This window comes from Streptomyces wedmorensis (genome assembly GCF_000716445.1).
GTDB classification, from domain to species: Bacteria; Actinomycetota; Actinomycetes; order Streptomycetales; family Streptomycetaceae; genus Streptomyces; species Streptomyces wedmorensis.
In genome coordinates, this window is record NZ_JNWK01000054.1 from 1 (window position 1) to 11,968 (window position 11,968).

Annotated in this window: 11 protein-coding genes; 9 read left to right on the forward strand and 2 right to left on the reverse strand. The window is 73.1% G+C overall.

Annotated elements, in window-relative coordinates:
- A partial coding sequence (locus OO54_RS32095) for an NAD(P)/FAD-dependent oxidoreductase (RefSeq protein ID WP_033209404.1) occupies positions 1-1,156 on the reverse strand: 1,156 nt, incomplete at its 3' end.
- 102 nt (positions 1,157-1,258) lie between these two features.
- On the reverse strand, positions 1,259-2,206 hold the full coding sequence (locus OO54_RS32100; RefSeq protein ID WP_033209406.1) for an RNA polymerase sigma-70 factor: 948 nt from the start codon (positions 2,204-2,206) through the stop codon (positions 1,259-1,261).
- Positions 2,207-2,434: 228 nt separating this feature from the next.
- Between OO54_RS32100 and OO54_RS32105 the strand changes: the two genes are divergently transcribed.
- The 9 genes from OO54_RS32105 to OO54_RS32145 all read left to right on the forward strand — a co-directional run bounded on the left by OO54_RS32105 (position 2,435) and on the right by OO54_RS32145 (position 11,926).
- Entirely contained in the window at positions 2,435-2,800 is a 366-nt protein-coding gene (locus OO54_RS32105; protein WP_017240499.1) for a PH domain-containing protein, read from the forward strand.
- A gap of 125 nt (positions 2,801-2,925) precedes the next feature.
- The gene (locus tag OO54_RS32110; RefSeq protein WP_033209409.1) at positions 2,926-3,750 is read left to right on the forward strand and encodes a BRO family protein; all 825 of its coding nucleotides are present in this window, start codon (positions 2,926-2,928) and stop codon (positions 3,748-3,750) included.
- Between the two features lie 43 nt (positions 3,751-3,793).
- On the forward strand, positions 3,794-4,690 hold the full coding sequence (locus OO54_RS32115; protein ID WP_033209411.1) for a DUF2797 domain-containing protein: 897 nt from the start codon (positions 3,794-3,796) through the stop codon (positions 4,688-4,690).
- Between the two features lie 85 nt (positions 4,691-4,775).
- A complete protein-coding gene (locus OO54_RS32120) occupies positions 4,776-5,111 on the forward strand; it encodes an antibiotic biosynthesis monooxygenase family protein (RefSeq protein ID WP_017240502.1) in 336 nt (111 codons plus the stop codon).
- A complete protein-coding gene (locus OO54_RS32125; protein ID WP_033209413.1) occupies positions 5,098-5,988 on the forward strand; it encodes an amidohydrolase family protein in 891 nt (296 codons plus the stop codon). The genes OO54_RS32120 and OO54_RS32125 overlap by 14 nt, the downstream gene beginning before the upstream one ends.
- A 67-nt stretch (positions 5,989-6,055) precedes the next feature.
- Positions 6,056-6,811, forward strand: a complete 756-nt coding sequence (locus OO54_RS32130; RefSeq protein WP_033209415.1) for a response regulator transcription factor — start codon at positions 6,056-6,058, stop codon at positions 6,809-6,811.
- Between the two features lie 5 nt (positions 6,812-6,816).
- The gene (locus OO54_RS32135) at positions 6,817-8,349 is read left to right on the forward strand and encodes a sensor histidine kinase (RefSeq protein ID WP_033209417.1); all 1,533 of its coding nucleotides are present in this window, start codon (positions 6,817-6,819) and stop codon (positions 8,347-8,349) included.
- A 26-nt stretch (positions 8,350-8,375) separates the two neighbouring features.
- Complete coding sequence (locus tag OO54_RS32140) at positions 8,376-9,677, forward strand: bifunctional glycosyltransferase family 2/GtrA family protein (RefSeq protein ID WP_033209420.1); 1,302 nt, start codon at positions 8,376-8,378, stop codon at positions 9,675-9,677.
- Entirely contained in the window at positions 9,674-11,926 is a 2,253-nt protein-coding gene (locus OO54_RS32145; RefSeq protein ID WP_033209423.1) for an ArnT family glycosyltransferase, read from the forward strand. The genes OO54_RS32140 and OO54_RS32145 overlap by 4 nt, the downstream gene beginning before the upstream one ends.
- Positions 11,927-11,968 lie beyond the last annotated feature (42 nt).

Consider the following 11,968-nt stretch of genomic DNA (forward strand, 5'->3'; position numbering starts at 1 on the left):
GGGGGAGGGTGCGGCGGGGGCGGGTGGGGAGGCCGAGCTTGGGGTTGGCGACGCCCCAGGCGGCGCCCTTGCAGATGAGTTCCTTGTAGCGGGCGGCGAGGCGGCCGGTGAGGGCGGCGCGGACGGCGCGGTCGTCGGCGGTGACGTACTGGATGAGGCCTTCCTTGCGGCCGAGGGAGATGCACTGGTTGAAGTAGCGCAGGTGGGCCTTGGGGAGCTTGGTGCCGGTGAGGCGGGCCGCGATGGCGTCGGCGGCCTGCCAGGCCATGGGGGTGCCCGAGGCGCACGACATGCGCAGGGGCTTGTCGCCGGCGCCCATGGCCTGGGCGGCGTCGCCGACGGCGTACACGTCGGGGTGGGAGACCGAGCGCATGGTCCCGTCGACGACGATCTGGCCGGTCTCGGTGACGTCGAGGGTGGTGGCCGCGGCGATCGGGTGGACGGCGAAGCCGGTGGTCCAGATGGTGACGGCGGCCGGGACGGCGCCGTCGGAGGTGAGGACCCGGTCGGCCTCGACGCCGGTGACGGAGGTGTGCTCGTGGGCGGTGATGCCGAGGCCGTCGAAGACCTTCCGCACGTGCTGCCGGCCCTTGTCCGAGAGCCAGTCGCCGAGTCCGCCGCGGGCGGCGAGGGCGACGTCCAGGTCGGGGCGGGCCTCCGCGATCTCGGTTGCGGCCTCCAGGCCGGTGAGGCCGCCGCCGACGACGACCACGGACTGTCCGGCCTCCAGGGCGGCCAGGCGGTCGCGCAGCCGGAGGGCGCCGGGCCGGCTGGAGATCTCGTGGGCGTGCTCGGCGGTGCCGGGGACGCCCTGGGGGTTCCAGCCGCTGCCGAGGGCGTACACGAGGGTGTCGTACGCCAGCTCCTCGGCGCCGTCGGCGGCGGTGACGGCGACGGTCCTGCGCTCGGCGTCGACGGCGGTCACCGTGGCGAGCTTCAGTTCGACGCCGGTGCCCGCGAACATCTCGCTGAAGGGCCGGTGGGGGAGTTCCTGGCCGACGGCCAGCTGGTGCAGCCGGACGCGCTCGACGAAGTCGGGCTCGGGGTTGACGAGGGTGATGGCGACGTCCTCGCGGTGGAGCTGCTTGGCGAGGCGTCCGGCGACGATGGCTCCGGTGTAGCCGGCCCCGAGGACGATGATCCGGTGCTGCTGCATGTGCCTGCTCCTGTCTCGCGCGGTTTCGACCCTTGAACCGGGCAGCCCGTCGTTTCCTGACAGGTGGCGAGTGTGAAGCAGGTCACATGGCGGTGAGGGGTGTCAGAAGGCGGCTTCCATCAGGGGGCTGCCGTGGTCGGAGGCAGCCCAGTGCCGCGTCGCGCGGTCGAGCTTGTCGGGGTTGACCTGGTTGCGGAACGCGGTGATGCCGTCGGGGGTGACCTCCAGGCACATGATGCCGACGACCCGGCCGTCGAGGACCGCGACGACGGCGGGGGCGCCGTTGGCGGTCGTGGCGTAGACGTCGGGCGAACCGCCGATGATGGTGCGCTTGGCGGTGCTGGGCTTGAACAGGCCGCGCATGAACGTGGCGACCGCGAGGGCGCCCTCGAAGGCCTTGGCGCGTGCCGGGACCTTGCCGCCGCCGTCGCCGATCGCGACGGCGTCCGCGGTGAGCAGCCGTACGAGGGGCTCGGTCCGGCCGGTGGTGGCGGCCGCGAGGAACTCCTCGACGATCCGCCGGGCGGCGGCCTCGTCGATCTCGGTGCGGGCCTTGCCGTCCGCGACGTGCTTCTTGGCGCGGTGGAAGATCTGCTGGCAGGAGGACTCGGTGAGGTCGAGGATCTCGGCGATCTCCCGGTGCGGGTAGCCGAAGGCCTCGCGCAGCACGTAGACCGCGCGTTCGTTGGGGGAGAGGCGTTCCATGAGCGCGAGGACCGCGTACGAGACGGATTCGCGCTGTTCCGCGGTGTCGGCGGGCCCGAGCATCGGGTCGCCGGTGAGCAGCGGTTCGGGCAGCCACTCGCCCACGTACGTCTCGCGCCGGGCGCGGGCCGAGGTGAGCTGGTTGAGGCAGAGGTTGGTGAGGACCTTCGTGAGCCAGGCCTCGGGTACCTCGATGAGGTCGACGTCGGCGGCCTGCCAGCGCAGGTAGGTGTCCTGCACGGCGTCCTCGGCCTCGCTCGCGGAGCCGAGGAGGCGGTACGCGATCGCCTCCAGGCGGGGCCTGGCGGCCTCGAACCGGTCCACGTCGTTCATGGTCAGCGGCATGGTTCGGATCCTAGTCCGGGCGGGTGGGCGATGGCAGGGTTCGAGAGGCCCCCCTCGGCCGTTCCCGGCCGCCCGGTCGGCGGAGGACCGGTCGTGGTCTGTGAGGCCTGGCCGGCGGAGCCCGTCGTGATCGGTCCGGTCTGATCGGCAGGAGGCCTAGCTCGTTGCTCCGGGGCGGAGTTAGGGTCTGATGATCTTTCTTTTTCATCGGATGTGGGGGTTTGGGGCATGGCGCTCTTCGGGAACGCGCACGCGATCGATCCGGCGCAGGCGCAGCAGGACTTCGCGCGGCTGCTCGGGCAGGGGGAGCAGGTGCACGCCGCGTACCTGCTGATCCGCGACACGATCTTCTTCACCGACCGGCGGCTCGTGCTCGTCGACAAGCAGGGGATCACCGGCAAGAAGGTCGAGTACCACTCGATCCCGTACCGGAGCATCACCCACTTCGCCGTCGAGACGGCCGGCACCTTCGACCTGGACGCCGAACTGAAGATCTGGATCTCGGGCAGCCAGCTGCCGGTCCAGAAGACGTTCACCAAGGGTGTCGACATCTACGAGGTGCAGGCGATCCTGACGCAGTTCGTCGCCAAGTAGGCGGAGATCGGGGGAGGGTTCTCGGGTGAATCGCCGAGGACCCTCCCCTTTTGGGTGAACCTGTCTTATTTGCATGTCAGTTGAATATGCCCTCGGCCTAGCTTGCGTGGCGGAGGTGATGATCGATGGACGCGATCGACATCGATGACCTGGTGTACGCCGCCACCGGAGCGCCCCTGCGGCGGCTGACCGGGCGGGACGGGACCCACTGGTTCCCGGTGGTGGACGTGGCGAAACGGCTCGGGTACGCGGGGACGCGGGAGGCGCTGCGGACGGTGGCGCTGCCCGGGGGGTGCCTCGCGGCCGCGCGGGAGCTCGGCGCGGTGGGGCGGCCCGGCCGGTTCGCCGGGATCAGGGCGTCGACGCGGATGGTGAGCCTTGAGGGGCTGGTGCAGCTCGTCGGGGCGTGCCGGAGACCGGAGGCCGGGCCGTTCCGGGCGTGGACGGCGGGGGTCGTGGCGGCGGTCCAGCGATACGGCGGGTACGGGCTCGAACCCTCGCCGGTGCACACCGGGTTCCTGCTGCCGCCGGAGCTCGTCGACGTCCTCGTACGTCTCGAAGGGCGGTTCGACGAGCGGGCCGCCGCATACGTCGAGCACACCGAGTACGCGGAGCTGCTCCGCGAGACCCGGCAGAACCTCTCCAGGGTCGCCGACTCCCTGGAGCGGCTCGCCGTGCCCCGCCAGCGCACCGGCGCCGTCGTCGCGCTCACCCCGCAGGAGCTCGTGGAGTCCTGGGCCATCACGGGCGACATGCGGACGGTCGCGTCCTGCCTGGCGCCCGCGCTCGTACGGGGCGGGGTGCGCTACCGGGCCCAGGACGTCACCCGCCGCACCGGGCTCTCCGGCGAATGCGTCCGGGACTGCGTCCGCCGGCTCCTCGAACGCGGCTGCATGCGGGAGGTCGGCGCCCCGGCGCCGGACGGCACCCGCATCTACGTGCTGCCCTGACCGGCGCCCGCACCCGTCTCGAAGCGGACGTGGCGGAGACTGGATGTCCTGGGAGACGAGGAGGGCGGGCGGCGTGGAGTGGTGGTCTCGGGGGATCGGCTGGGGCGGCGGGGTGCCCGGGCTGCGGTGGCGCGGTGGGCGGGTCAGCGCGCTCACGTACGGGCAGGGGCTGGCCTTCCGGGCCGTCGGGGTCCGGCGGTGTCCGGGGGCCCGTGGGAACCCCTGCCCGCTGGAGGCCGCGGTGTCCGGGCGGGCCACCGGCGGGCGGTGCCCGGAGTGCGCGCGGCTCGACCGGGCGCATTCGGTCGCGGCCGACACCGTCGCCGACGATCCGCAGCCGTACCGGGTCTACCTGGCCTGGTTCGGCCCGGGGATGACCAAGGTGGGGATCACCGCCGAGGCCCGCGGCGAGGCCCGGCTGCTGGAACAGGGGGCCGTGGCGTTCGGCTGGCTGGGCCGGGGACCGCTGATGGCCGCGCGGCGCACCGAGGAGGTGCTCCGGCAGGCCCTCGGCGTGCCCGACCGGGTGGCGTACGAGCGGAAGCGGGCGGCGCGGCACGCCTTGCCGCCGGCCGGGGACCGGGCCCGCGAGGTCGAGGAACTGTACGGGCGGGCGCGGGCGGTCGGCGGCTGGACGGAGACGCTGGAGCCGCTGGAGTTCGCCGCCCGCGACCACGCGGAGGTGTTCGGTCTCGACGGGCTGCCGCGCCTCGACGGCACGGTCACCGAGCTCGTCGGCGGCGGTGTCGTCACCGGGCGGCTGCTCGCCGCCGCCGGCCCCGACCTGCACCTCCTCGCCCCCGACGGTCGCTGTCTCGTCCTCGACACCCGGCTCATGGGCGGCTGGATCCTGGAGGCCGCCGGGGAGGGGGACGGCTTCTCGGTGCCGGTGACGGCGGCGGCTCCGGCGGCCGTCAGCGCCCAGGAGGGGCTGTTCTGATCCGGGTGCCCCGCTTCGTAAAGTCTTGGATCCCTTTCACCGGCCGCCGTGGACATCACGCCGCCGTCCCGGCGAGGGTGATCACATGACTCCCAAGCTGGTGGCGGGCATCGAACCGCCCTACTACACCGCCGTGTTCACGTCCGTCCGTCCCGACGCCCCCGAGGGTTACGCGGAGACCTCCGTCCGGATGCAGGAGATCGTCCGGGAGGTTCCCGGGTTCCTCGGCTACGAGTCCGCCCGTACGCCGGGAGGCATCGGCATCACGGTCGCCTACTTCCGCGACCTGGAGGCGCTCGACAAGTGGCGGCTCGACGCGGAGCACCAGGCGGCCAAGAGGTACGGGCGCGAGCACTGGTACGACAGTTACAGCGTCCACATCGGCAAGGTCGAGCGGAGCTACGGCTTTGAGCGCGAGTGACGCCTCGGATCTGCCGGCGAGGCTCGGGATTCCCGGGCTCGTGGACGTGCACACGCACTTCATGCCGCAGAACGTGCTCGACAAGGTGTGGGCGTACTTCGACGCCGTCGGTCCGCTGACCGGTGTGGAGTGGCCCATCACCTACCGCGAGGAGGAGGAACGCCGGCTCGCGCTGCTGCGCGGGTTCGGCGTGGTCGCCTTCACGGCGATGCTCTACCCGCACAAGCCCGGCATGGCCGCCTGGCTGAACTCCTGGGCCGCCGACTTCGCGGCGCGGACCCCCGACTGCCTGCACACCGCGACCCTCTTCCCCGAGGAGGGCGTGAACGGGTACGTCCATCAGGCGCTCGACGCCGGGGCCCGGGTGTTCAAGGTGCACCTCCAGGTCGGCGGCTTCGATCCGAACGACATCGAGCTCGACAGCTCCTGGGGGGCGCTCGCCGACAGCGGCACCCCCGTGGTGGTGCACTGCGGGTCGGGCCCCACCCCGGGGAACTTCACGGGGCCGGGTCCCATGTGGCGGCTGCTCGCCCGGCACCCGCGGCTGAAGGTGATCGTCGCGCACATGGGCATGCCCGAGTACGGCGACTTCCTGAACCTGGCCCAGCGGTACGAGGGCGTCCACCTGGACACCACCATGGCCTTCACCGACTTCAGCGAGCGGCTCGCGCCCTTCCCCGAGGACGAGCGCAAGCGACTCCTCGACGTCGGCGACCGGATCCTCCTCGGTTCGGACTTCCCGAACATCCCGTATCCGTACGCGCACCAGCTCCACGCCCTCGAACGGCTCGGGCTCGGGGACGACTGGCTCCGGCGGGTCCTGTACGAGAACGGGGCCGCGTTGTTTCACGTGAAACACCCGCTGCCCGGCGCCTGAGGGCTTTCTCAGGAAATTCACAGGAAAGGGAAAGGGGCATCTCAGCGGAGGCGGACAGCGTGGTGCCATGACCGTGATCACGCGAAGCACCAGCGCCCGCCCCGGCACCCGCGCCGACATGCTCCGTGCCGACGGCACAGCCGTCCGCGTTCTCGTCGTCGACGACGAGGCCTCGCTCGCCGAGCTGCTCTCCATGGCCCTGCGCTACGAGGGCTGGCAGGTCCGCAGCGCCGGGGACGGGGCGCTCGCCCTCCGCACCGTGCGCGAGTTCCGGCCCGATGTGGTCATCCTCGACATCATGCTGCCCGACGTCGACGGCCTGAGCCTGCTCGGCCGGATCCGGCGCGAGCTGCCCGACGTACCGGTGCTGTTCCTGACGGCGAAGGACGCCGTCGAGGACCGGATCGCCGGGCTCACGGCGGGCGGCGACGACTACGTCACCAAGCCCTTCAGCCTGGAGGAGGTCGTCGCCCGGCTGCGCGGCCTCATCCGCAGGTCCGGGGCCGCGCAGGCGCGCAGCGAGTCGCTGCTCACCGTCGGGGACCTCGTCCTCGACGAGGACAGCCACGAGGTCACCCGGGGCGGGGAGTCGATCCACCTCACCGCCACCGAGTTCGAGCTGCTGCGCTACCTCATGCGCAATCCGCGCCGGGTGCTCAGCAAGGCGCAGATCCTGGACCGGGTCTGGTCGTACGACTTCGGCGGCCAGGCCAACGTCGTCGAGCTCTACATCTCGTACCTCCGCCGGAAGATCGACGTGGGCCGTCCCCCGATGATCCACACCCGGCGCGGGGCCGGTTACCTGATCAAGCCGGGGGAGTAGCGCCCGTGCGCGTACGACGGGGGCGGCCGTGGTCGCTGCGGACCCGGCTCGTCGTGTCGGCGGTCGCGCTGATCGCGGTCGTCGCGGCGGTGATCGGGACGGTGACGACGATCGCGTTCCGCTCGTACCTGTACGACCAGGCCGACGAGCAGGTCCACACCGTCGCGGACCGGGCGGCGGGCCCGCCGGTCGCCGTCCCCCCGGCGCCCGGCCCGCTCGACCCGGTCCGCGCGAAGGAACCCCTGGCGTTCGTCCAGGGGCCCGGCGCTCCCATCGGCACCCTCGGCGCGGTCCTCACGGACGGGGAGGTGACCTCGGCCGGCTACTCGGCGGAGGCCGAGGGAAGCGACAGGTACGGCAGGAACGTCCAGACCACCGAGCTCGACGCGGCCCAGCGGGCCGCCCTCGCCGCAGTCCCCCGGGACGGCCGCCCGCACACCGTCGAACTGCCCGGAGGGCTCGGCTCGTACCGGGTCGAGTACGCCGTCGGGATCCACGGGGAGTTCCTCACCGGCATCCCGCTCGCCGAGGTCGAGGACGCCCTCTCCACCCTGGTGCTCGTCGAACTCAGCGTCACCGGCGCCGGGCTCGTCGCCGCCTCGCTCGCCGGGACCGTGCTCGTGCGGGTGGCGCTGCGCCCGCTGCGGAGGGTCGCCATCACCGCCCGGCAGGTCGCCCGACTGCCGCTGCACAGCGGCGAGGTGGCGCTGCACCAGCGGGTCCCGGAGACGGAGGCCGATCCGCGGACCGAGGTCGGCCAGGTCGGCGCGGCCCTCAACCGGATGCTCGACCACGTCCACTCGGCCCTCGACGCACGCCAGCAGAGCGAGACCCGGGTACGGCAGTTCGTCGCCGACGCCAGCCACGAGCTGCGCACCCCGCTCGCCTCGATCCGGGGATACGCCGAGCTCACCCGGCGGGGCCGCGAGGAGTGCGGGCCCGACACCCGGCACGCCCTCGGCAGGATCGAGTCCGAGGCGACCCGGATGACCGGCCTGGTGGAGGACCTGCTGCTGCTCGCCCGGCTCGACGCCGGACGCCCGCTCTCGTACGAGACCACCGACCTCGTCCCGCTGGTCGTGGACGCGGTCAGCGACGCCCGGGCGGCCGGGCCCGAACACCACTGGCGCCTCGAACTGCCCGCGGACGCGGCGGTCGTACGGGCCGACGGCGCCCGGCTCCAGCAGGTCCTGGTCAACCTCCTCGCCAACGCCCGTACGCACACCCCGCCCGGCACGAAGGTCGCCGCACGCGTGCGCGCGGCCGGCCCGGCGGTGCTCGTCGAGGTCGAGGACGACGGCCCCGGCATCCCGCCGGACCTCCTGCCCGCCGTCTTCGAACGCTTCGCGCGCGGCGACGCCTCCCGTTCCCGAAACGCCGGATCCACCGGCCTCGGGCTCGCCATCGTGCGCGCGGTCGTCCTCGCGCACGGCGGCGAGGTGGGCGTCGAATCCGCCCCGGGGCGGACCGTGTTCACGGTGAACCTGCCCATGGCCGAGAACTCACAGGCAGGGCACAGGCTCATCACACAGCCGTGACAGCGGCCCCGGCGAGTGTCGGTGTCATGCGAACCCCAACGATCGCGGGTCCCACGTCCGCGGCCTCCGGAAGGTCCGACGCCCTCCCCGCCCGGGAGCACCTGCCGGTGAGCGTCGCCGGACGGCCCGTCCTGGACGTGGTGATTCCCGTCTACAACGAGGAGAAGGACCTGGAGCCGTGCGTCCGCCGGCTCCACGAGCACCTCCTCCGGACCTTCCCGTACGGCTTCCGCATCACCGTCGCCGACAACGCCTCCACCGACACGACCCCCGAGGTCGCCGCGGCCCTCGCCGCGGAGGTGCCCGAGGTGCGCTCCGTACGGCTCGACCAGAAGGGCCGCGGCCGGGCGCTGCGGACCGTGTGGTCGGGCTCGGACGCGCCCGTCCTGGCCTACATGGACGTCGACCTCTCGACGGACCTGAACGCGCTGCTCCCGCTGGTCGCCCCGCTCATCTCGGGCCACTCCGACCTGGCGATCGGCTCCCGGCTCGCCCGCTCCTCGCGGGTGGTGCGCGGCCCGAAGCGCGAGTTCATCTCACGGGCGTACAACCTGATCCTCCGCGGCTCGCTCGCCGCCCGCTTCTCCGACGCGCAGTGCGGCTTCAAGGCGATACGGCGTGAGGTCGCCGAGCGGCTCCTCCCGATGGTGGAGGACACCGGCTGGTTCTTCGACACCGAGCTGCTTGTCCTCGCCGAGCGCGCCGGGCTGCGCATCCACGAGGTGCCGGTCGACTGGGTCGACGACCCCGACTCGACCGTCCACATCGTGCGGACGGCGACCGACGACCTGAAGGGCGTGCTGCGGGTCGGGCGGGCGCTCGCGACCGGTTCGCTGCCGCTCGACCGGCTCGCCCGCCCCTTCGGCGACGACCCCCGGGACCGCGAGCTGAGCGGGGTGCCGGGCGGGCTCGCGCGGCAGCTGGTCGGCTTCTGCGTGGTCGGCGCGCTGTCCACGCTCTTCTACCTCGCGCTGTACTCGGCCTTCCGGCTCGGCCTGGGCCCGCAACTCGCCAACGCCGCCGCCCTCCTCGTCTCGGCCGTCGCCAACACGGCGGCCAACCGGCGCCTCACCTTCGGGGTACGGGGCCGGGACCGGGCGGTCCGCCACCAGGCGCAGGGGCTCGTGGTCTTCGCCATCGGCCTCGCCCTGACCAGCGGTTCGCTGGCCGCGCTCGGCGCGGCGACGGGGGATCCGGCGCACTCCACGGAACTCGCCGTCCTGATCGTCGCCAACCTCGCCGCGACCGTCCTGCGCTTCCTCCTCTTCCGGCTCTGGGTCTTCCCCGAGCGGTCCACCTCGCAGACTCCAGCAAGGAACGAACGATGACCACGCTGTCCCCGACGGCCCCCGCGGCCGATGCCGCGACCGGGAGCGGCCGACTCGCCCGGCTGTGGCGCGGCCGCGCCGAGGACGCCCCCTGGGTCAGGCCCGCCTTCCTCGGCCTGCTCGTCGCCACCACGCTGCTGTACCTGTGGAACCTGAGCGCCTCCGGGTACGCCAACTCCTTCTACTCCGCCGCCGTCCAGGCGGGCTCCGAGAGCTGGAAGGCCTTCTTCTTCGGCTCGCTCGACGCGGCCGACGCCATCACGGTCGACAAGCCGCCGGCCGCCCTCTGGCCGATGGTGCTCTCCGTGCGCCTCTTCGGTCTGGGTTCCTGGCAGATCCTCGTTCCCGAGGTGCTGATGGGCGTGGGCACGGTCGCGGTGCTCTACGCGGCGGTCCGGCGCAGGTTCTCCGCCGGTGCGGGTCTCATCGCGGGCGCGGTGCTCGCGCTGACTCCGGTCGCCGCGCTGATGTTCCGCTTCAACAACCCGGACGCGCTGCTCGCGCTGCTCATGACGGTCGCCGTGTACTGCGTGCTGCGGGCCCTGGAGCGGGAGCGGGGCAGTGCGAAGTGGCTGGTGTGGGCGGGGGTGGCGTTCGGCTTCGCGTTCCTCGCGAAGACGTTGCAGGCCTTCCTGATCCTGCCGCCGCTCGCGCTCGTGTACGTGGTGTGCGCGCCCGGCGGCTTCGGGCGCCGGCTCGGCCGGCTGGCCCTGGGCGGGCTCGCGATGCTCGTGTCGGCGGGCTGGTGGGTGGCGCTGGTCGAGCTGTGGCCGGCGTCCTCCCGTCCGTACGTCGGGGGCTCGCAGAACAACAGCTTCCTGGAGCTGACCTTCGGCTACAACGGCCTCGGCCGCCTCAACGGCAACGAGGTCGGCAGCGTGGGCGGCGGTGGCCGCGGCGGCCCGGGCGGCACGGCGGAGAACCTGCCGGCCGGTGTGGAGCTGCCCGGTCGCGGTGGCGGCGGTGGTGGCGGCTGGGGCGAGACCGGCATCGGCCGGATGTTCAACGACGCGGTGGGCGGTCAGATCTCCTGGCTGCTGCCGGCCGCGCTGATCCTGCTGGTCGCGGGGCTCGTCGTCACGTGGCGGGCGTCCCGCACGGACACGGCGCGCTCGGCGTTCCTGGTGTGGGGCGGCTCGCTCCTGATCACGCTGGTCGTGTTCAGCTTCATGGCCGGCATCTTCCACGAGTACTACACGGTGGCGCTGGCCCCGTACGTCGCGGCGCTGATCGGCATGGGCGCGGCGGTGCTGTGGGAGGAGCGCACGCGGTGGCTCGCCTCGGTGGCGCTCGCGGTGACGGTGGCGGTGACGGCCTGGTGGGGCTGGACGCTGCTCGGCCGTACGCCGGACTGGCTGCCGTGGCTGCGCTGGGCGGTCCTGGTGGCGGGTGCGCTCGCGGCGCTCGGTCTCCTCGTCGCGGGCCGCGTCGACCGCCGCCTCGGGCTCGGGCTCGCGGGCCTCGGTCTGGCGGCGGGGCTCGCGGGACCTTTCGCGTACACCCTGGCGACCGTGGACGCCGGGCACCAGGGCTCGATCGTGACCGCGGGCCCGGCCGGCGGCGCCATGGGCGGCCGTGGCCCGGGCGGCGGCCGGATGTTCGGCGGCGGCGGGATGATGCCGCCCGGCGGCCAGGGCGGCCAGATGCCCGGCGGCGCGGGCGGCCAGACGCCGGGTGGCCAGGGCGGCCAGATGCCCGGCGGCGCGGGCGGCCAGACGCCGGGTGGCCAGGGCGGCCAGATGCCCGGCGGCGCGGGCGGTCAGCTGCCCGGTGGCCAGGGTGGTCAGATGCCGGGCGGTCAGGTCCCCGGTCAGGGCCAGATGCCCACCGACGGCCGCACCGACGGTGAGCGCGGCGGCATGAACGGCGGCGGTGGCCTCGGGGGTCTGCTCAACGGCGCGAACGTCGGTACGGAGGCCAAGGAGGCGCTGCTGGCGGACGCCGACGACTACACCTGGGTCGCGGCGGCGGTGGGCGCGCAGAACGCGGCCGGCTACCAGCTGGCCACCGAGAAGCCCGTGATGGCGATCGGCGGCTTCAACGGCAGCGACCCGTCCCCGACGCTCGACCGGTTCAAGCGCTACGTCGCCGAGGGGAAGATCCACTACTTCGTCTCGTCCGACCGCATGCAGATGGGCGGCGGCAGCGGTTCCAGCGCCTCCTCCGAGATCTCCACCTGGGTCTCCGAGAACTTCGAGCAGGTCACCGTCGGCAGCTCCACCTTCTACGACCTGACGCGGGAGAAGTAGCCCGGGAAGCCCGCACACGAGAAACCGCTATACAGCGTACGA

Excerpts from the sequence above, each read along its gene's own strand:
- OO54_RS32110 (WP_033209409.1), top strand. The coding sequence starts at position 2,926 with ATGGACGCGATCGACATCGATGACCTGGTGTACGCCGCCACCGGAGCG.
- OO54_RS32120 (WP_017240502.1), top strand. The coding sequence starts at position 4,776 with ATGACTCCCAAGCTGGTGGCGGGCATCGAACCGCCCTACTACACCGCC.
- OO54_RS32105 (WP_017240499.1), top strand. The coding sequence starts at position 2,435 with ATGGCGCTCTTCGGGAACGCGCACGCGATCGATCCGGCGCAGGCGCAG.
- OO54_RS32130 (WP_033209415.1), top strand. The coding sequence starts at position 6,056 with ATGACCGTGATCACGCGAAGCACCAGCGCCCGCCCCGGCACCCGCGCC.
- OO54_RS32115 (WP_033209411.1), top strand. The coding sequence starts at position 3,794 with ATGTCCTGGGAGACGAGGAGGGCGGGCGGCGTGGAGTGGTGGTCTCGG.
- OO54_RS32140 (WP_033209420.1), top strand. The coding sequence starts at position 8,376 with ATGCGAACCCCAACGATCGCGGGTCCCACGTCCGCGGCCTCCGGAAGG.
- OO54_RS32100 (WP_033209406.1), bottom strand. The coding sequence starts at position 2,206 with ATGCCGCTGACCATGAACGACGTGGACCGGTTCGAGGCCGCCAGGCCC.
- OO54_RS32145 (WP_033209423.1), top strand. The coding sequence starts at position 9,674 with ATGACCACGCTGTCCCCGACGGCCCCCGCGGCCGATGCCGCGACCGGG.